Below are 18,402 nucleotides of genomic sequence, written 5' to 3'. Positions count from 1 at the left end.
GTCGCCGTGGCCTGCCAACGGGTTTTGCGGAGAAGGAATCGCGCTCAGCGTTTCGTCTCGTACCTGGTCAGGATCACGCCGCCGGGAAACGTCCGCGTCTCCACCAGGTTCAGGTTCACCCAGCCGTCCAGCGCACTGAAGAACGGTGTGCCGCCGCCCACGAGAACCGGATGGGTGACGATCTCGTACTCGTCGATCAGCCCGGCCCGCATGGCCGCGCCGGCGAGCGTTGCGCCAGCGACCCGCATCCGGCCGCCGTCCCCGGCCTTGAGCCGGGTGATCTCGGCGATCGCGTCGCCGGTGACCAGGCGAGTGTTCCAGTCGACCCTGTCGATCGTTGAGGAGAACACCACCTTCGGCGTGTCCCGCCAGTTCCGCGCGAACTCGATCTGCGCCGGGGTGGCGCCCGGCTGCAGGTCACCGGTCGGCCAGTAGGCGCTCATGGTCTCCCACAGTCGGCGCCCATACATAAACAGGCTGATCTCCCGCTCCTGATCGAGCCACCACTGGAACAGCTCATCGCTCGGCTCGCTCCAGCCGAGGTCGTCGCCGGGCGCGGAAATGTAGCCGTCCAGGGTCAGGTTCATGCCGTAGATCAGTTTCCGCATAGTGCCATGCCTTCCGTCAGGAGGTCCGCCGTTCGCAGTTAGCGAGCCGACTGTTGCATGATCCAGATAGGCAGCGGTTGCGTTACGACACCGTGAACCTCCCAGCCGGCGCGGCGGTACACCTCAACGTTGGCGGGATTGCTGGTCTCCAGGAACGCCGGCAGGCCGTCCGCCGCGGCACGACGCAATCCAGCCGCCATGACGGCATGACCCCAGCGGCGGCCGGCGTAGTCGGGGTGGGTGCCCAAGACGCCGAGGTACCAGAACGGCGCGGCCGGCAGCGCGGCGTGGACGGCCTGGTCGTAGGCACGAACGCGCGCGAATGTGTCGGCGGGGAGTTGGGCGGCGAGGCACTCGTCTGGCGCCCCGTCCTCGGTTGAAGGTGGCTCCCAGATCGCGACCGAGGCCCCGTTTCCGACCGTCCAGATCGCTTCCTTGTGCACCCGCTTGTCGAAGAGGTGTCCGAAGAAGGCGGCGGCGTGCTGCGGATAGGTGGCCTCGTCAGGGAATAGATATCGCAGAACGGGATCGGTGGCGAATGCGGCGACCAACGAGTCGATGACCCGTCCACGATCTGCCACGGTGGCAACGGTGATCTCAGGTGAAGTCACATTGGACGACGGTATCTGCCTTACGGGTCATCGTGCCAGCAGGTGCCTTGTCGGATCTGATCGCGTCCTTCCACGCTGGCGGTGCCGCCGTCGGCGGCGCCGGCCGCACTCCGGCAGCGGCTCCGGCGCCCTTCCGGCCGAACCCTCAGGTGCCCACGGCGCCGGCGGAATCCCGATAGCATCACGGCGCCGAAAGCCGTAGCCGGTCGTCTATGCACCGGGGTCGTGGAGGTAAGACGTTGAGATTGACGGGGATCCGCTGGAGTAGGCGCGCGACCGGGATCGGTGCGGGCGTCGCCGCCACGACCATGGCGGCCGGCGCGGCCGTGGTGGCGTTGGCGTTCGGCGCCGACGGCGTCGACGAGGCGTCCGCAGCCGAAGAGGCGCCCACCGCGACGCTGCGTACCGTCGAGTTCCCGGCGGTCGCCGCGGCGGCGCGGCCGGAAGCCACGATCCCGTCGCGCGACACCGAGCGGTTCAGCCTGGTCGGTGTCTCGTGGCGTGACCCCGCCGCTCACCTCGACGGCACGATCAAGATCCGTACTCGCGCGGCCGGCAGCGGGGTTTGGCGTGGCTGGCAGGAGCTGGACAGCCACGGCCACGGGGGCCCGGAGGGGACGGCGGCACGGGCCGGCGGGCGGTTGCGGGGCAGCACGGACCCGCTCTGGGTCGGGCCGTCGGACGGCGTCGAGGTGCGGGTTACGTCGGCGGCCGGGGGTACGTCGGAGAAGCTTCCGGACGGCCTGCGGCTGGAGCTGGTGGACCCGGGTGAGTCATCGGGCCGCAAGGCCGGCGCGGCCGGCACCGGCCAGCGCGCGGGGACGGGCCTGCGGCCGGTCGCCAACGTGCGTCAGGTCGCCGCGGAGCCGACTCCCGCCGATCCGGCGCCGGCCGGTGAGCCGACCGGCGAGCCGACCGGCGAGCCGGCGACCTCCGACCCGACGCCGGGCACGCCGCCCGCGGCGACCCCGACCTCCCAGCCGACCCCGTCGACGCCCGCGCCGGCCACCACGGCGACCCGGGCGTCCGCGGCCGCCGAGTCCGTTCCGCGGCCGAACATGGTCACGCGGGCGGGGTGGGGCGCCAACGAGGCGATCACCAGACCGGCCGAGTACCGCAAGGAGGTCAAGGCGGTCTTCGTCCATCACACCGCCGGTAGCAACACCTACAACTGCAGCGAATCCGCCTCGATCATCCGGGCGATCCAGACGTACCACGTGCAGACCAACGGCTGGGAGGACATCGGTTACAACTTCCTGGTCGACAAGTGCGGCACGCTCTTCGAGGGCCACGCCGGCGGGATCGACAAGCCGGTGCTCGGGGCACACACCCTCGGCTTCAACACCGACACGACCGGCATCGCGGTCCTCGGCACCTACATCGACGCCGGGGTGAACACCGCGGTCCAGGACGCGATCGCGAGTCTCGCGGCGTACAAGCTCGGCCTGTACGGGTACGACCCGGCGGGGAAGGTGATGATGACCGCCGGGCTGAGCAACGGCAAGTTCAACCAGGGCGACCGGGTGGAGATGTTCCGGATCTCCGGCCACCGCGACGGCTACGCCACGGAGTGCCCCGGCGAAGCGTTGTACCGGCAGCTTCCGACGATCCGCACCAGGGCCGCCGGCGTGTCCGGACTGACGCTGACCGGGCTCACCCCCACCACCAGGTCCGGCAAGGTCCACTACACCACGGGCAACGTCACCGCCTCCTGGTCCGTGAACACCCCGAGCAGCCTGATGTCCCGCTTCGAGCTCCTGATCGACGGCAAGGTCGCCGCTACCACCCGCGCGACCGACCGTACGGCGGCCGTGACCGTCCCCGACGGTCAGCACACCGTGCAGGTCCGCGGCGTCCACCTCCGGGGCGCCACCGCCACCACGGCCGCGCAGACCGTCGTGGTCGAGACGGCCGCGCCGAGGTTTGTCCGCCGGCCGCAGCTGCGGATGCGCACCGGCACGGTCACCGCCACGGCCGTTCCCGCCACCCTGACCTGGTACGCCACCGACAACATCGCGCTGGATTCGGTCGCTCTCACCGCGCCGTCGGCCCGCACGTTCTCGCCGAAGGCCCTGAGTGTGTCGACGACGGTCAAGCCGGGCGCGGCGAGCACCTGGAGCATGACCGCCAAGGACCTGGCCGGCAACACGGCGTCCGCGTCGACGGCGTGGACCCCCGTCCTGGTCAGCGAGGCCGCGGCCACCCGCACCGGTACGTGGAGCACCGCCACCGGCAGCGGCTACCTCGATGGGTCCGCGCTGACCAGCACGGCGGCGAACGCGTCGCTGACCTGGAGCTTCACCGGCCGGTCGGCGTCGTTCATCGCGTCGAACGTCTCCGGCTCCGGCCGGGTGCACCTCTACGTCGACGGCGAGCAGGTGGACACGCTCGACCTGGGGTCGAGCACGGCCGGGCACCGACAGGCCGTCTGGACCATCGACTGGGCCACCAGCGCGGCCCATACGATCAAGATCGTGGTGGCCGGCACCTCCGGCCGCCCCCGCGTCACCACGGACGGCATCGCGTACATCCGGTAGCCCGGAGCACGAGCCGACATCGCGCCGGCGCCCGCGTCATCCCGACGCGGGCGCCGGCGTCTTTCGTGGTCCGTAGCCGACCGCCGCAGCCGCGACGTCCACTCTCGACGGCGAGGGGCCTGGGACGCGCCCGGCGGCAACACCGGGGACACCGGGTCGGCGCGGTCGGGTCGCGTCTCCACCCGGGGGAGTGCACCGCCCGTCGCGGTGCCGGCGCCCGCCCGCTCAATCGCTCGACGGACTGCCGGGTCACCGATAGTGCCGCGCCTCGTGTCCTGGATTGGCGCGAGCGACGCGCCGATGGCGCGCGACTCCCGGTAGTAGGGGGCTTCCGGTGGGACGGCTGTTTACGCGACGTTCCCTACGAGTCGCCACTGTGGACGGACGCCTCCGAGAGGCACGGTACGGTGGCTCAGGCAAAAACGAAGGGGCCCAGCCGTACCGGCTGGGCCCCTTCGGGTGGCGAGGTTACTTACCGCGCGAACCGCTCCCGGAGCTGGTCGGCGGCGGCCGCCGCCTGCTCGGGCGTGCGGACCCGGTTGACGTCCTGCGCTGCCGAACCCGCCGTCGCGGCGGACCGGCTGCTCAGGGCGCGGGCCCCGTTCGGGCTGGCGCCGCCGCTGCCGAACTCCAGACCGATGTCGGTCGGGTTGACCGGCCGGCTGTACCCGGCCGGCCCGCTGATCCAGCTGCCGATCTGGTTCCGCTGGGTGTCGTTCACGACCGGCGCGCCACCGAAGACGATGCCGGTGTGCAGCGAGCCGGCGCCCTCGTCGGCGACGAGCTCCGCGTGGAAGCCGAGGCTGCTCGCGGTGCCCGGGGTGAGCATCAGCGGCCCGTTGAGCAGACCCATCAGCGCGCCACCGGCCAGCGCGTCCGGCCAGTTGGCGCCGGTGGCGAAGCCGGCGTAGTTGCTGCCGGCGAAGAACGTGAACGCCGTGAAGAGTGCCGTCTCGTACCGGTTCTCGCCCCACACCTCGACGGTGGACGGGTCGTAGCTGAGGCCGGCCTGGGCCGCGAACCGACCGATGCCGAACAGCACCGGCCCCTCGCTGTTGTCGTTGTAGAGTCCGTCGAGGTACGTCTTGACCGGCGCGGGCATCGCCGCGTCGTTGGTGAGCATCACGACGGCGGACAGCCCGCTGCCCGGCGTGTTGTAGGAGCCGGCCGCGGCGCCGGCCGCGAGGGCGTCGGGGAAGTTGTTCCCGGTCGCCGCCAGCACCAGGTCGGGCGTCGGGTCGATCGCGTTCGCGATGGCGACCGCCGTCGTGTACCGGTTGGCGCCCTGGAGCCGCGTCGTGTTGTAGCCCAGCGCCTTGATCGCGTTCTCGACCGAGGCGGAGATCGCGCCGGGACCGCCGAGCAGGTAGACGGTCTTGCCCGGGGCGAGCACCCGCTGGATCTCGGCCGTGGTGGCGGTGTGCAGCGTGGTCGGCGCGGTCATCAGCAGCGGACCGGTCTTGGCGACCGCGAGCGCCGAGCCGCCGAGCGCGTCGGCGAAGGTGTCGGAGCGCGACAGGATGACCGACTCTGCCTTCTGGCGCCGGTCGGTCGAGTCGCTGATCGTGGCCCAGTGCGACTGGGAGACCGCCGTGGCCGTGGTGTAGCGGTTCGAGCCGGCGAGCCGGGCCACCCGGTCGGCGCGGCGCGGCTGGTAGGCGGGAACGCCGGACAGCCCGGACACCACGGTCGGGCTGGCCGCCTGGGTGCCGTTGGCCGCGGCGGTCGCCACGCCGCTGCCCTGGGTGAAGGCGATCGTCGTGCCGTCCGGCGACCAGGTCGGGTTGTCGTGGGACGCGGCGTTGCTGGTCACCACGACCTCGTTGTCGCCGGCGAGGTCCGACACGATGATCTGACCGTCGCGGACGAACGCGACCTTGGTGCCATCGGGCGAGATGGCGGGGTTCGCCCCGTTCTCGTCGACGACCGAGATCTGCGAACCCTCCGGCTGCAACGGGTCGTAGAGAACGACGGCCGGGGTGCCGGTCGGCGTGCCGTTGGAGTCCGCCTGGCGCTGGAAGACGATGCGGAGGTCGGCCCCGCCGTCGGGGTTGAGGTAGTGGTTACCGTCGGCCGGCGAGATCTGCCGGGTCGTCCAGCCGGACGTGTTGGCACCCACCCGGATGGTCCACGGCACGGACGCCGAGGCCCGCTCGGCCCAGACGATGCCGCTGCCGTCGCCGCGCCAGCTGGGGCCGCGCCGCAGGGCGGGGCTGTCGACAATCGACCAGATGTTCTGGGCGTCGTTGTGGCGAAGCTTGGCAATGTTGCCGTCGTTGTCGACGTAGAGCGCCTGGCTGCCGTCCGGGGCCCAGGCGACGTCGGTGAGGTTGTCCGACGAGGCCAGGGAGCCGCCGCCGGCAAACCGGATCGTGGTGCTGCCGTTGCTGCTGGTGAGGGGGCTGTTGGCAGCCCCGGGCAGGCTGGCGTTGGCCGCGCCCGTGCCCGCCACGAGGGTGGTGGCGCCGACCGCGAGGGCCGACGCGAGCACAAGGGGTCTACGGAAAACTGAAGAAAGCAATGAGGTCTCCCCGTCGGAGAATGCGCCGCATCGTCCTACGCGTACGCCGTGTTTCGGGCGCTGGGCGGCGCATCGCAGACTTTAATGCCCATTTACGGTTCGCCGCTGCCCGGGACGTCCCGATGGCGGGGCAAGTCCGGCCGAAAAGCCGAGTCGACCAGGCAAAATCGACACTCGCCGTAGTCATCGATTTCCATTGGGTCACCGACCTTTCGGTCGCTGTCGGATAGGCGTCACCTCCCGTATGCGCGGTTCCGGTTCCGCAAAGACGGAATCCGCCTCGGCTCGCCACCCGGCGTGCGAAGCTGTCGAGCGGGGGTTGCCGCACGCGCGCTGACGGGGAGGCCCGATGCGGGTCCGATTGGCGTCCGAGGCCGCGCCGGGCCACGCCGAGAACGAGGACCACGCGTTCCAGGCGGGGTCGCTGGTCGCCGTGCTGGACGGGGTGACGACGCCGCCCGGCATCGACACCGGGTGCGTCCACGGACCGGCCTGGTACGTCCGGCGCCTCACCGCGCGGCTCACCGAGGTCGCCGCCGCCTCCCCCGACGGTTCGCTGGCCGAGCAGCTGGCTGAGGCGATCCGCCGGGTACGTGGTGACCACGACGGCCGGTGCGACCTGGACAATCCGGCGACCCCGGCGGCGACCGTCTGCCTGGCCCGCGACGCCGGGGATACGCTCGACTACCTGGTCCTCTCGGACGGCACCCTCGTCGTCGAACTCGGCGCCGACGTCCGGGTCGTCACCGACAGTCGCTTCCGGCGCGCGGTCGCCGAGCTGCGCCAGATCGCCGTGGCGGGGGACTATGACATCGGCCGCGCCGAGCAGGGCGCGCGGATGCGGCAGACCGCGGCGCGCAAGCACGAGCTCACCAACACACCCGACGGATACTGGATCGCCGCCGCCAATCCCGAGGCCGCGCATCGGGCCGTCACCGGCAGTCTGCCGCTGGCCGGGCGGCGGCGGGTCCGGCGCGCCGCGTTGCTGACCGACGGCGCCTCCTGCGCGGTCGACGACTACGCGTTCCTGACCTGGCCCCAGCTGCTCGACCTGCTCACGGACGCGGGCCCGGAGGAGCTGATCCGGCGGGTACGGCTGGCGGAGAACGCGGATCGCGACGCGCGCGCCCACCCCCGGTACAAGCTGCACGACGACGCCTCCGCCGCGCTCTGCGTCTTCGACGAGTGACGTCCCGCTTGCCGCAGAGGGCAAGACATTGATATATCTCAATGGTGAGCCGGGGTGTCGCTGTCACGGTCTCCTCCCGGGCGGGAGTCCGATCATTCGATCGCAAGGAGTCACCCGTGAGCCCCGTCAACCTCTCCACAGTCGTCACCACGCTCTTCCGGATGGTGCTCGGCCTGCTGTTCGCGCTGCACGGCGCGTCCTCGCTGTTCGGCATCTTCGGGGGCGCCCGCGGCACCGGCCAGGCCGTCGAGATCGGCGCCTGGCCCAGCTGGTGGGCCGCGCTCATCCAGTTCGTGGGCGGGCTACTGGTCCTGATCGGCCTCGGCACCCGGGTCGCCGCCGTCATCTGCTCCGGCTCCATGGCGTACGCCTATTTCGTGGTGCACCAGCCGGCCGCGCTGCTGCCGCTGAACAACGGCGGCGAGTTGGCCGCCCTCTTCTGCTGGTCGTTCCTGCTGATCGCGGCGCTCGGAGCGGGCGCGTGGTCGCTCGACGGACTGCTGACGCGGCGACACGGCCGTGCCACGCGGCCGGAGCCCGCGCCGGAGACCGCCCGGGTCTGACCCCGCGCCCGGTCGCCACGCCGAAAGCCCATGCCGTCGGTGCCCGAGACCGGCGGCATGGGCGGTGGCAGAACGGGTAGCCGCCGCACTGACACGGTGGTCCAGCTGATCGGGGGTAGGCATGGCGCTCAACAGTCCGAGCGAGTTGTTCATGTACGAGCTGTCCGCGACGCGGGATGCGGAGCAGAAGAGCGGTCAGTTGTTCGCCCAGGCGGCCGGAAAGGTCAAGGACGGTAACCTCTCGCAGCTGCTGCGGATGGAGGAGCAGTCGAGTCAACAGAAGCTGAGAAACCTCGACGCGTGTTTCCAGGCCATGGGCACGCGGCCGAAGAACATCACCTGCGCCACCCTCGACGGCGCGGGCACGGAGTTCCAGGCGTTCATGAGTCAGAACCCCTCGCAGCATGTCATGGAGCTCTATGCGCTGGGCACGGCGATGAAGCTCTCGCACTACGGCGTCGGCACCTACCGGGGGCTGGTGGACAAGGCGGTGCTGATGGGCGACAGCCAGTGCGCGCAGTTTCTGCAGACGAACCTGGTGCAGAAGGAGGAGAGCGCCGGCACGTTCGAGCGGATCAGCCACGAGATGAGCCAGCGGGCGATGGCGACCGTCTAGCGCCGTGCGCGTCCGGCGATGACGGCGGCGCGTCCCGCGGGAGGCGCCGCCGTGGAAACGACTCGGGGGAGCCCGCCGTCGATCGTGACGGCGGGCTCCCCCGACAACCGGGCTCCGGTCAGGAAACCGTGTAGCGGAACGTGCTACCGCTGCTGGCGGCGGTGACGCCGCCCGGCGTCGTGACCACCACCGGGTAGGTGCCGGCCGCGCGCGGCGGCATCGTCACCCGCACCTGGGTGTCCGAGAGCCGGACCAGCGTGACCGCCGTCCCGCCGACGGTCACCCGCGACGCCGCGGTCAGCCCGGTCCCCGTGATCACCACCGTGGTGCTCTTGGTGGTCAGCCCGCTGGCGGGGCTGAGCGAGGAGAGCGTCGGCACGGGCGGCGCCACGAACGTGAACTCCGACGCCGGGCTCGCCGTCGTCGTACCGCCCGGCGTCGTGACCTGGACGTCGACCGTGCCGGCCGCGCTCGCCGCCCGCGGCGGCAGGACCACCCGCAGCTGCCCGTCGTTGACGACGGTGAACGGGGTGGCGACGCCGCCGGCCGTCACGCGGGAGGCGGCGGTGAAGTTGCTGCCGTTGACCAGCACGACCGTCGAGACGTACGTCATCGCGCTGGTGACGGTCAGCGACGAGATCGCCGGTGGCGGCGGCGTTTCGTACGTGAACGTGCCCGCCTCACTGGTCCCGCCCGGCGTGGTCACCCGCACGCCCAGCGCGCCGGCCGGCCGCGGCGGCAGCGTGACCCGCAGCTGCGTGTCGGAGATCCGGACGAACGACACCTTTACGCCGCCGAGCGTGACCGCCGACGCCGCCGTGAAGTTGCTGCCGGTCAGCCCGACCGTCGTCGTCTTGTACGTGTACGCCTTCTCCGGGCTGATCGCGTCGATCACCGGCGGCGGCGGCGCCTCGTACGTGAACGGCACCGCCTCACTGGTCCCGCCCGGCGTGGTCACCAGCACGTCGACGCTCCCGGCGGCGCGCGGCGGCAGGGTCGCCCTGATCTGCGTGTCCGAGACCCGGGTGAACGACACCCGCGTCCCGCCCGCCGTCACCGCGGACGCCGCGGTCAGGTCGGTGCCGGTCAACGTCACCGGCGTCGACACGTACGTCAGGCCCTTGCCGACGCTGAGGCCCGTCACCTTCGGCGGCGGCGGCGCGACGTACGTGAATGTGCCCGTGCTGGTGCCACCCGGCGTGGTGACCGTGAGCTGCACGTCACCGGCCGCCCGCGGCGGCAGCGTCACCCGCAGCTGGGTCGAGGAGATCCGGCTGAACGTGACCTTGACGCCGCCGGCCGTCACGCCCGACGCGGCGGTCAGGTCGGTCCCGGTCACCAGCGCGGTGGTGGTCAGGTAGGTGAGCCCGCTGGCCGGCGACACCGTGTCGACCACCGGCGCCGGTGGCGCCGTGTAGCTGAACTGCGCGTCCGACCCGGTCGCGGTCACCCCGCCCGGCGTGGTCACCTGCACGTCGACGTCGCCGGCCGCGTGCGGCCGCATCGACACCTTGATCTGCGTGTCGGAGACGCGGGTGAACGAGACCGCGACGCCGTCGACGGTCACCTTCGAGGCGGCGGTGAGGTTGACGCCGGTGATGACCACCGGCGTGGTCACGTACGTCAGGGCGCTCTTCGGACTGATCGAGGTGATCGCCGGCGCCGGCGGCGTCCGGTACGTGAACTGCGCCGAGGTGCCCACCTCGCTGGTCCCGCCGGGCGTGGTGACCTGCAGGTCGACGGTGCCGGCGGTGCCCGGCGGCACCGTGAGCCTCAGCTGGGTGTCGGAGACCCGGGTGAAGGTCAGCGCCTTACCGCCCAGCGTGACGCGCGACGCGCCGGTGAGGTTCGTGCCGGTCACCACGACGGGCGTGGAGAGGTAGGTCAGCGCGCTGCTCGGCGTGACGGACTCGACCGCCGGCGGCGGCGGGTTGACGTAGGTCAACCTGGCCGCGGGCCCGGTGGGGCTGGTGCCCTGCGCGGTGGTGACGGTGACGTCGTACGTGCCGACCGGCATCGGAGGCGCCACGAAGGTCAGGCTGGTCGCCGAGAGCACCTTCGGGGTCGCGATCTTCGTGCCGATCTTGACCGACTTGGCGCCGGTGAGGTTGGTGCCGTTCACCGTGATGGTCGTGCCGCCGAAGATGAGCAGGCTGCTCGCGCTCATTCCGGAGACCGCGGGCGGCGGCGGCACGTACGTGAACTTGCTGGCCGTGCCGACCGGGCTGGTGCCGGCGGTGTTGGTGACCGTGACGTCGACCGTGCCGAGCGCGTTCGCCGGGGCGGTGGCGACCAGCTTGGTGACCCCGTTGGCCTGGACGGGGCTGAACGTGGCGGAGGCGGAGCCGAAGCGCACCGCCGACGCGCTGGCCAGGCCGGCGCCGGTGATCGTCACCTGGGTGCCGCCGTCGGAGCTGCCCTTGTTGACCGAGAGCGACGCCACCGTCGGCGGCATCGGGATCGGCGCCGACGGCGTCTGGATGCCGCTGACCGTGTACGCGCCGTTGACGACGCTGTTCACGAACGACCAGGAGACCTTCGCGTCGCCGCCGTTGCCCCAGCCCGTGCCCCACGAGTTGCGGATGAAGACGCCCTGGGCGTCGTACCCGAACGCGGCCACCATGTGGCCGCCGAGGTTGGTGCCGGAGGTCGTGCTGTAGACGCTGTGCGTCCGCAGGTTCATGAAGTCGTTGAAGACCGGGAAGCCGATCGCGACGGGCGAACCCGAGGCGAGCGCCTGCTGGACCGCGGTCTGCGCGGCCGAGCCCTGGTTGCCGCCGAGCCACAGCCGGCTCCAGCCGGTCACCTTGAAGTTCTTCGCGTTCTCGATCTGTTGCGCGGTCGGCGGGGTCTGCCAGCCGGTCGTGCCCTGGAAGTAGTTGTCCTGGGTGTCGACGCCGCCGGACTGTGCGTTCGCCAGCGCCTGGTCGGGGTTGAGGCCGGCGCTCGGGGCGCCGCCCGGCGCGACCGTGCGCATGTAGAGGAAGAGGGGGGCGTACGGCGCGCCGACGCCGCCCGTGCGGGTCGCGTAGTAGCCCATGATCCCGTGGGCGATCGTCCACGCGACGCAGGAGCCGACCTGGCCCTGGTCGCCGACGGGCGGGGCGTACTGCCGCAGGTCCACGCTGGCGGGCAGCGTGGTGGAGGCGTAGACGCCGGCCTGGTCGGCGCCGGCGAGAATGCGTCCGCCGCTGGGGATGTAGCCCCCGACGACGTGGGGCAACGGTGCGGGCGCGGCGACCGCCGCGGTCGCGGGGACCGTGACGGCTATCACGGCGAGCAGGGCGACCAATGGACTGGTCAGCCTGCGCAAGAGGACGGACATCCGTGCTCCTTCGGACATAGGCCATCCCCAGTGTCCGCAAGCACCCTGTGGATGCCTCGCCGGCGCCGACACCGAGAACCGTCCGATCGGCACAGATGATCTTTAGTTGAGCGCTTTACCCATAGTGATCCCGGCTACACGACCCGGGCGCCGAGCGGCGGTACGGAGACGCCGATTACCGGCTCGCCGGCCTGCGCATCGAGAAGCTCACCGGGCGCCGCTGTCGGCGGGGCCCGGGGTGAGGAGTGCCATCGCGGCAGTCACGGTGGTGCCCTCGGCGGTGCTGTCGACGGTGAGGGCGTCGCAGAACTCGGCGACCAGCCAGAGGCCACGGCCGCCGACCGCGCCCGGCTCGGGGCGGCGCGGCCGGACGGGGGCGTCGCCGGCGAATCCCGGTCCGTCGTCGGTGACCTGGCAGTGCAGCATCCCGTCGGCCGTCCACAGCCGCAGCCGCCCCCGGCCGTCCCCGTGCCGGATCGCGTTCGTGACGAGCTCCGACGCGACCACCACCAGCTCGGCGACCCGGGCGGTGGGCAGGCCGGCGCGATCGGCGTGCGCGGCCACCGCCTGGCGCAGCGCCACCAGGTCGCGCTGCTCGAACGGCGCGTCGAGCAGCAGCCGGGACCGTTCGCGCGGTGCCCGGGACGGCTGCAGCGGCTGGGCGTCCGGGCTACTCGTCATCGCTGATCACCAGGTCCAGCTGCGGGATCTCGTCCGCGCCGAGCGTGCGGAGCACCTTGTGGATCAGCGGCCGGCAGCGCAGGACCATGCGCTGGCCGGTCGCCAGGCTCAACGCCGCCTGGAGCAGCGCCCCGGCGGCCTGGACGTCGATGAAGGCGAGTTGCGTCAGGTTGACGTGGACGTGTTCGTCCAGGCTGAGCGACTCGGTGAGCGCGCGCGTCAGGGGCGCCACCGCCCGGTAGTCGAGCTCGCCGGCGACCCGCAGCCCACCCGGCACGTACTGCCGGCAGATCCGCAGCAGCGCGTCATCGTGATAGGTCACGGCCGCGACGGCGAGCTCGTGCGCGGCGGTCACCCCGGCGAGCGTCACCGGGTCGAAGCAGCGCCGGTCGTACTGGCAGATCGCGATGCCGCCGCCGTCGGCGAGCAACGACCGCAGCTGCGACTCGTACGTCATCAACTCGTCGACTCCCGCGACCGGCCGGAGCGCCCAGGACATGTCGCCGGCGATCCGCAGTGCCCGGTACCCCTCCGACCGCGCCTGCTCGATCCGATCGGAGAGCAGGTCGAGCATCCGGTTCGCCGCGAACGAGCCCTCCGCGAGGTAGGTCTCCGCGCTCGTCGCCAGGTGCAGCCGGCCCGCCTGCGTCGCCTCGTCGATCGGCAGGCCCCGCCCGGCCAGCTCGGCGTGCAGCGCGGAACACGGAACGGAGTCGGTGATGCAGAGCACCCGATCGCCGAGGCGCAGCCCGTCCCGGATGAACGCGGCGACCAGGTCCAGGCGTTCGTCGACGTCCGAGAACGTCAGGCAGGCGTGATCGCCCGGCTGCAGTTCGTCCACCCGTGACGGGTCGGTCAACGACGTCTCCTCTGTGATCTACAGGTGATGCTGCGCACCACATTAAATCGGCTGACCCGCGAATGCGTGGTATGCGGTGCCGCGCCTCACCGGTGGGCGCGGCGACCGTCGGAACGCACCGCGACCGCCTCCTCCGGGTACGCGCCGAGCGGCACCCCGCGCACCGCCGCGTTGATCACCTCCGCGAGGTGCACCGGTCGGCGTCCCGGCCCGGCGTCCTCGATCTGGGTACGGCAGGAGAAGCCGTCGGCCAGCAGCAGCGTGTGTTCGTCGGCGGCGCGGACGGCCGGCAGCAGCGCCTGCTCCGCGCAGCCGAGCGAGACGTCGCGGTGTGCCGGCACCATCCCGAAGTTCCCCGCCAGCCCACAGCAGGCCGAGTCGATCCGCTCCGGCGCGAGCCCGATGTCGCGCATCAGCGCGAGGTCCGGGTCGAAGCCGAGCACCGCGTGCTGGTGGCAGTGGGCCTGCACGATCGCCCGCACCGGCTGCGGGTCGCGGCCGGACAGCCGGGGGCGGAAGTCGGGGGCGCGTTCGGTGAGCAGCTCCGCGAGCGTCTTCGTCCGGGCGGCCAGCCGGCGCGTGTCCGGGTCGTCGCCGAGCAGCTCGTGGGCGTCGGCGCGGAGCACGGCCGCGCAGCTCGGCTCCAGCGCGACCACCGGCACGTCGTCGTGCAGCTGCGGGGCGACCGCGGCGACGCTGCGGCGCAGCACCCGTTCGGCGACCCCGAGCTGCCCGGTCGAGATCCAGGTGAGCGCGCAGCAGACGGCGCGGTCGGGCAGCGTCACCCGGAACCCGGCGGCCTCGAGGACGCCGACCGCGGCGGCCAGCACCCCCGGTGAAAGGTAGGTGTTGAAGCTGTCCGGCCACAGCAGGACCCGCCCGCGGTGCCCGCTGCCGCGCGGGGTGCGGCGGCGGAACCACCGGATGAAGCTGGCCCGGGCGAACCGGGGCAGCTCCCGGCGCGGGTCGATGCCGCCGAGCCGCTTGACGATGCCGGAGACGCCGGGCAGGTGGGCGGCGGCGTTGACGGTGTTCGGGGCCAGCAGCGCCAGCCGCGCCCAGAGCGGCAGCCAACCCAGGCTGTAGTGGTCGAGGGGACGGATCCGGCGGGCGTAGTGGTGGGACAGGAACTCCGCCTTGTAGGTGCCCATGTCGACGAAGACCGGGCAGTCGTGCTTGCAGCCCTTGCAGGCCAGGCAGAGGTCGAGCGCCTCCGCGACCGCGGGACTCCGCCACCCCTCGGTGATCGTCTCCCCGCGCAGCATCTCGAAGAGCAGTCGCGCCCGGCCGCGCGTCGAATGTTGCTCCTCGCGGGTCACCAGGTAGCTGGGGCACATCACCCCACCCTCGGGCTCCAGCCGCCGGCACTGCCCCACGCCGGCGCACCGCACCGCCGCGCGGGAGAACCGTCCGCTGTCCTCCGGGTACTCGAAGACCGTGGGCGGCTCCATCGGCGCGTAGTCGCCGCCCAGCCGGAGCTGGGTGTCCAGCCGGTTCGGGTGCACCACCTTGCCGGGGTTCATCCGGTTCTCCGGATCGAAGATCGCCTTGAACTCCTCGAACGCCCGCACCATCGTCTCGCCGTACATCTTGGTCAGCAGCTCGCCGCGCGACTGCCCGTCGCCGTGCTCCCCGGACAGCGAGCCGCCGAGCCCCAGGCACAGGTCCGACGCCCGCTCGACGAACCGCCGGTACCGCCGCACCCCCTCGGCGGTGACCAGGTCGAACGGGATCGAGACGTGCAGGCAGCCGTGGCCGAAGTGCCCGTAGAGGCTGGCCGCGGAGTAGCCGAACTCGTCGAACAGCGCGGTCAGGCCGCGCAGGTACTCGCCGAGCCGCTCCGGCGGCACCGCGGAGTCCTCCCAGCCCGGCCAGGTGTCCGGCCCGCCGCCCGGCGTGCGGGCGGTCGCCCCCAGCCCCGACTCGCGGACGTCCCAGACCTGGTCGCGCAGTGACTTCTCGGTCAGCACCGTGGCGTCGTCGTGGCCGATGCGCGCCGCGACCTCCTCGGCGCGCTGCCGCGCCTCGTCGAGGGTGTCAGCGCCGAACTCGGCGAGCAGCCACGCTTCCCGGCCCGGGAAGAGCGGAAACGCCTCCGGGTGCAGGCGCTCCAACTCCTCGTACGCCAGCAGCTTGGCGTCCATCCCCTCCAGGATGAACGGGGTGTACCCGTTGACCTCGGGCACGTGATCGCCGGCCGCACCCAGCTCCCGATAGCCGAGCATCAGCATCGCCCGCGCCCTGGGCTCCGCGCGGAGCCGCAGCTCGGCGCGGAGCACGGTCACGCAGGTCGATTCGGTGCCGACCAGGGCCCGCGCGACGTTGAATCCCCGCTCCTCCAGCAGGTCCACGAGGTTGTAGCCGGAGACCCGGCGCGGGACGTCCGGGGTGCGGCGACGGATCTCGTCGCCGTACCGGTCGCGCAGCTCCCGCAGCCGGCGGTAGATCTCCGCCCGCCGGCCCCCCTCGGCCTGGATCCGCGCGTACTCGTCCTCCGAGGTCGGCCCGACCCACATCCGCACCCCGTCGTAGGTCAGGACCTCGAGCCGTTCGACGTTGCCGGCGGTGGTGCCGCACCACTGGGTGGTGGTGCCGCACGAGTCGTTGCCGATCATCCCGCCGATCGTGCAGTGGCTGTGCGTGGCCGGCAGTGGCCCGAAGACCAGCCCGCTGTGCCGCGTGGTGATCCGGCTCAACTCGTCGCGGACGCAGCCCGGCTGCACGATCACGGTCTGCGAATCCGGGTCGATCGCCTCCACCCGGTTGGCGTACTTCGACCAGTCCAGCACCACGGCGACGTTGCAGCACTGTCCCGCCAGGCTGGTGCCGCCGCCGCGGGAGAGCACCGGCGCGCCGTGCTCGCGGGCGACCTCGACCGCCGCGACCGCGTCGTCCGGGTCGTGCGGCAGCACCACGCCGATCGGCACCTGCCGGTAGTTGGAGGCGTCGGTGGCGTACATCGCCCGGGTACCCGCGTCGAAGCGGACCTCGCCGCGCACCCGCGCCCGCATCGCCCGCGCCAGCTCCCCGTGGTCGGCCTCCCGGCGGCGCAGCACCGGGGTCGGAAGCTTGACCGGGGCCATTCAGTCGGCCCGCAGCTGCTGGATCCGGTCCTTGAAGAGCGTCGTCGCGATCGCCGTCTTGCTCGGTTGGCCGCGGAGGAACGACTGACTGAACTTCTTCGCCTGCTCGTAGCTGACCTTGCCCGGCATCGGCGGCTCGTTCGGATCGACCGCCACGTCCACCAGCGCCGGGCCCGGATGGTTCAGCGCGTCCCGCAGCGCATCCCTTAGATCGCCGGGGCGGTCGATCCGCGCGCCGTAACCGCCGCAGCCGTGCGCCCACTCCGCGAACGCGGGCTGCGGGTTCGCGTAGCGCACCCCGTGCTCCGGATAGCCGAGGACCATCTGCTCCCAGAGGATCTGGCCCAGGCTGTTGTTGTTATTGATCACGACCTTGATGGGGAGCTCGTACTGCGCCGCCGTGTGGAACTCGGCCATCAGCATCGCGAAGCCGCCGTCGCCCTGGTAGCAGATCACCTGCCGGCCGGGGTACGCGTGCTGGATCGCGATCGCGTACGGCAGGCCGGGCGCCATCGTCGCCAGGTTGCCGGAGAGGTAGAACTCGCGGTCGCCACGGATCTGCCAGTGCCGTGCGGCCCAGGTGGCGATCGTGCCGGAGTCGCAGGTCAGCACCGCGTCGTCGGTGGCGAGATCGTCGAGGAGCCGGGCGAGGTACTGGGGCGCGATCGGCTCGCGCTCCGCCGACTCCAGCGCGGCGAGCTTCTCCCGCCAGTCGCGCATCTTCGCCGCGTACGTGCCGAGCCGACCGTGCCCCACCCGGCCGTTCAGCATCGGCAGCAGCGCCTCCAGTGTCGTCGCGACGTCGCCGATCAGCGGCACGTCCGTGGGCAGCCGTACCCCGGCCCGGACCGGGTCGATCTCGATCTGGACCACCTTCGTCTTCCCCGCCGGCGGCAGATGCTTCGTGTACGGGAAGTTCGTCCCGAGCATCACCAACGTGTCGGTGTCCTGGACCAGGTCCTCGCTCGGTCCGGTCCCGAGCAACCCCAGCCCGCCCGTCGTGTACGGCGAGTCGTCCGGGATCACCATCTTGCCGTTCAGGGTCTTGATGACCGGCGCGTCGAGGGTCTCCGCCAGCTGCTCCACCAGCCGGCCCGCGCCGCGCGCCCCGACGCCGGCCAGGATCGTGATCGCCTTACCCGCGTTGATCACGTCCGCCGCGGCCCGCAGATCCTCGTCGCGCGGCCGCGCCGCCGGCTGCAGATAGACCGCCGCGGTCTTCGGCGCCCGCACCGGCGCCACGTGCTGGTACGGCGTCGCGCTCGCCGACGCGACCTGGATGTCGTTCGGGATGCTCAGATGCGCCACGCCCCGCCGCGCGTACGCCGTGCGGATCGCCAGGTCGACCAGGGTGGGCAGCTGCTCCGGGTTGACCACCACCTGGTTGTAGACCGAGACGTCCGCGTAGAGGCGGTCCAGGTGGACCTCCTGCTGGTAGCCGGTGCCGAGCACCGCCGTCTCCTGCATACCGGTGATCGCCAGCACCGGCGCGTGGTCCATCGCCGCGTCGTACAGGCCGTTGGCCAGGTGGATGCCGCCCGGCCCGGAGGTCGCCAGGCAGACGCCGAGCTTGCCGGTGGCCTTGGCGTACGCGGTCGCCATGAAGGCCGCGGCCTCCTCGTGGTGCACGAGGAAGAACCGAACGCGGTCGGAGTGGCGGCGCAGGCCCTCCATGATCCCGTTGATGCCGTCGCCGGGAATCCCGAAGACGGTGTCGACCCCCCAGTCCGCGAGCCGGGTGACCAGGTGTTCCGAGGCGATCTGCTCCACGGGGCGGCCTACCCCGTACACCGACGGACAAACCAGCGC

At 71.9% G+C, this 18,402-nt stretch carries 12 protein-coding genes; 4 read left to right on the top strand and 8 right to left on the bottom strand.

Annotation, left to right across the window (positions count from 1 at the left end; all coding sequences use genetic code 11):
• Positions 1–44: 44 nt before the first annotated feature.
• Positions 45–608, bottom strand: a complete 564-nt coding sequence (locus tag BLW47_RS04255) for a dihydrofolate reductase family protein (protein WP_091551570.1) — start codon at positions 606–608, stop codon at positions 45–47.
• Between the two features lie 38 nt (positions 609–646).
• Positions 647–1,219 (bottom strand): GNAT family N-acetyltransferase, encoded by a 573-nt coding sequence (locus BLW47_RS04250; RefSeq protein WP_091551568.1) that lies wholly within the window; start codon positions 1,217–1,219, stop codon positions 647–649.
• A gap of 239 nt (positions 1,220–1,458) precedes the next feature.
• On the opposite strand from BLW47_RS04250, the gene BLW47_RS04245 reads away from it, so the two are divergent.
• The gene (locus BLW47_RS04245) at positions 1,459–3,756 is read left to right on the top strand and encodes a peptidoglycan recognition protein family protein (protein WP_175543491.1); all 2,298 of its coding nucleotides are present in this window, start codon (positions 1,459–1,461) and stop codon (positions 3,754–3,756) included.
• A 472-nt stretch (positions 3,757–4,228) separates the two neighbouring features.
• Here BLW47_RS04245 and BLW47_RS04240 read toward each other — a convergent pair whose 3' ends face one another.
• Entirely contained in the window at positions 4,229–6,247 is a 2,019-nt protein-coding gene (locus BLW47_RS04240; RefSeq protein WP_139307154.1) for a cell wall-binding repeat-containing protein, read from the bottom strand.
• 379 nt (positions 6,248–6,626) lie between these two features.
• Here BLW47_RS04240 and BLW47_RS04235 point away from each other — a divergent pair, with 379 nt between their 5' ends.
• From BLW47_RS04235 to BLW47_RS04225, 3 genes are all read left to right on the top strand, one after another.
• On the top strand, positions 6,627–7,466 hold the full coding sequence (locus BLW47_RS04235; protein WP_091551561.1) for a protein phosphatase 2C domain-containing protein: 840 nt from the start codon (positions 6,627–6,629) through the stop codon (positions 7,464–7,466).
• 161 nt (positions 7,467–7,627) lie between these two features.
• The gene (locus tag BLW47_RS04230) at positions 7,628–8,029 is read left to right on the top strand and encodes a DoxX family protein (protein WP_245736432.1); all 402 of its coding nucleotides are present in this window, start codon (positions 7,628–7,630) and stop codon (positions 8,027–8,029) included.
• 121 nt (positions 8,030–8,150) lie between these two features.
• Positions 8,151–8,645: a YciE/YciF ferroxidase family protein gene (locus BLW47_RS04225; protein WP_091551556.1), complete on the top strand. Its 495-nt coding sequence runs from the start codon at positions 8,151–8,153 to the stop codon at positions 8,643–8,645.
• Between the two features lie 118 nt (positions 8,646–8,763).
• Here the strand turns inward: BLW47_RS04225 and BLW47_RS04220 are convergent, their stop codons facing one another.
• From BLW47_RS04220 to BLW47_RS04200, 5 genes are all read right to left on the bottom strand, one after another.
• Positions 8,764–11,970 carry an IPT/TIG domain-containing protein gene (locus tag BLW47_RS04220; RefSeq protein ID WP_175543490.1) on the bottom strand — a complete coding sequence of 1,069 codons (3,207 nt, stop codon included), beginning with the start codon at positions 11,968–11,970 and terminating at the stop codon, positions 8,764–8,766.
• A gap of 207 nt (positions 11,971–12,177) precedes the next feature.
• A complete protein-coding gene (locus BLW47_RS04215; protein WP_091551551.1) occupies positions 12,178–12,651 on the bottom strand; it encodes an ATP-binding protein in 474 nt (157 codons plus the stop codon).
• Entirely contained in the window at positions 12,641–13,510 is an 870-nt protein-coding gene (locus tag BLW47_RS04210; protein WP_175543489.1) for an MEDS domain-containing protein, read from the bottom strand. The genes BLW47_RS04215 and BLW47_RS04210 overlap by 11 nt, the downstream gene beginning before the upstream one ends.
• 86 nt (positions 13,511–13,596) lie before the next feature.
• Positions 13,597–16,593 carry an FAD-binding and (Fe-S)-binding domain-containing protein gene (locus BLW47_RS04205; RefSeq protein WP_091551545.1) on the bottom strand — a complete coding sequence of 999 codons (2,997 nt, stop codon included), beginning with the start codon at positions 16,591–16,593 and terminating at the stop codon, positions 13,597–13,599.
• Complete coding sequence (locus tag BLW47_RS04200; protein ID WP_175543488.1) at positions 16,594–18,363, bottom strand: thiamine pyrophosphate-dependent enzyme; 1,770 nt, start codon at positions 18,361–18,363, stop codon at positions 16,594–16,596.
• Positions 18,364–18,402: the final 39 nt, after the last annotated feature.

The organism is Micromonospora pattaloongensis (assembly GCF_900107255.1).
In the GTDB taxonomy this organism is placed as follows: domain Bacteria; phylum Actinomycetota; class Actinomycetes; order Mycobacteriales; family Micromonosporaceae; genus Micromonospora_I; species Micromonospora_I pattaloongensis.
The sequence above is the reverse complement of the archived record's forward strand: the minus strand, read 5'-3'. Positions and strand labels throughout refer to the sequence as shown.

What these genes read in the sequence shown, in the direction of transcription:
- BLW47_RS04255 (WP_091551570.1), bottom strand. Translation starts at nt 608, where the DNA reads ATGCGGAAACTGATCTACGGCATGAACCTGACCCTGGACGGCTACATT.
- BLW47_RS04235 (WP_091551561.1), top strand. Translation starts at nt 6,627, where the DNA reads ATGCGGGTCCGATTGGCGTCCGAGGCCGCGCCGGGCCACGCCGAGAAC.
- BLW47_RS04230 (WP_245736432.1), top strand. Translation starts at nt 7,628, where the DNA reads ATGGTGCTCGGCCTGCTGTTCGCGCTGCACGGCGCGTCCTCGCTGTTC.
- BLW47_RS04225 (WP_091551556.1), top strand. Translation starts at nt 8,151, where the DNA reads ATGGCGCTCAACAGTCCGAGCGAGTTGTTCATGTACGAGCTGTCCGCG.
- BLW47_RS04220 (WP_175543490.1), bottom strand. Translation starts at nt 11,970, where the DNA reads ATGTCCGTCCTCTTGCGCAGGCTGACCAGTCCATTGGTCGCCCTGCTC.
- BLW47_RS04215 (WP_091551551.1), bottom strand. Translation starts at nt 12,651, where the DNA reads ATGACGAGTAGCCCGGACGCCCAGCCGCTGCAGCCGTCCCGGGCACCG.
- BLW47_RS04205 (WP_091551545.1), bottom strand. Translation starts at nt 16,593, where the DNA reads ATGGCCCCGGTCAAGCTTCCGACCCCGGTGCTGCGCCGCCGGGAGGCC.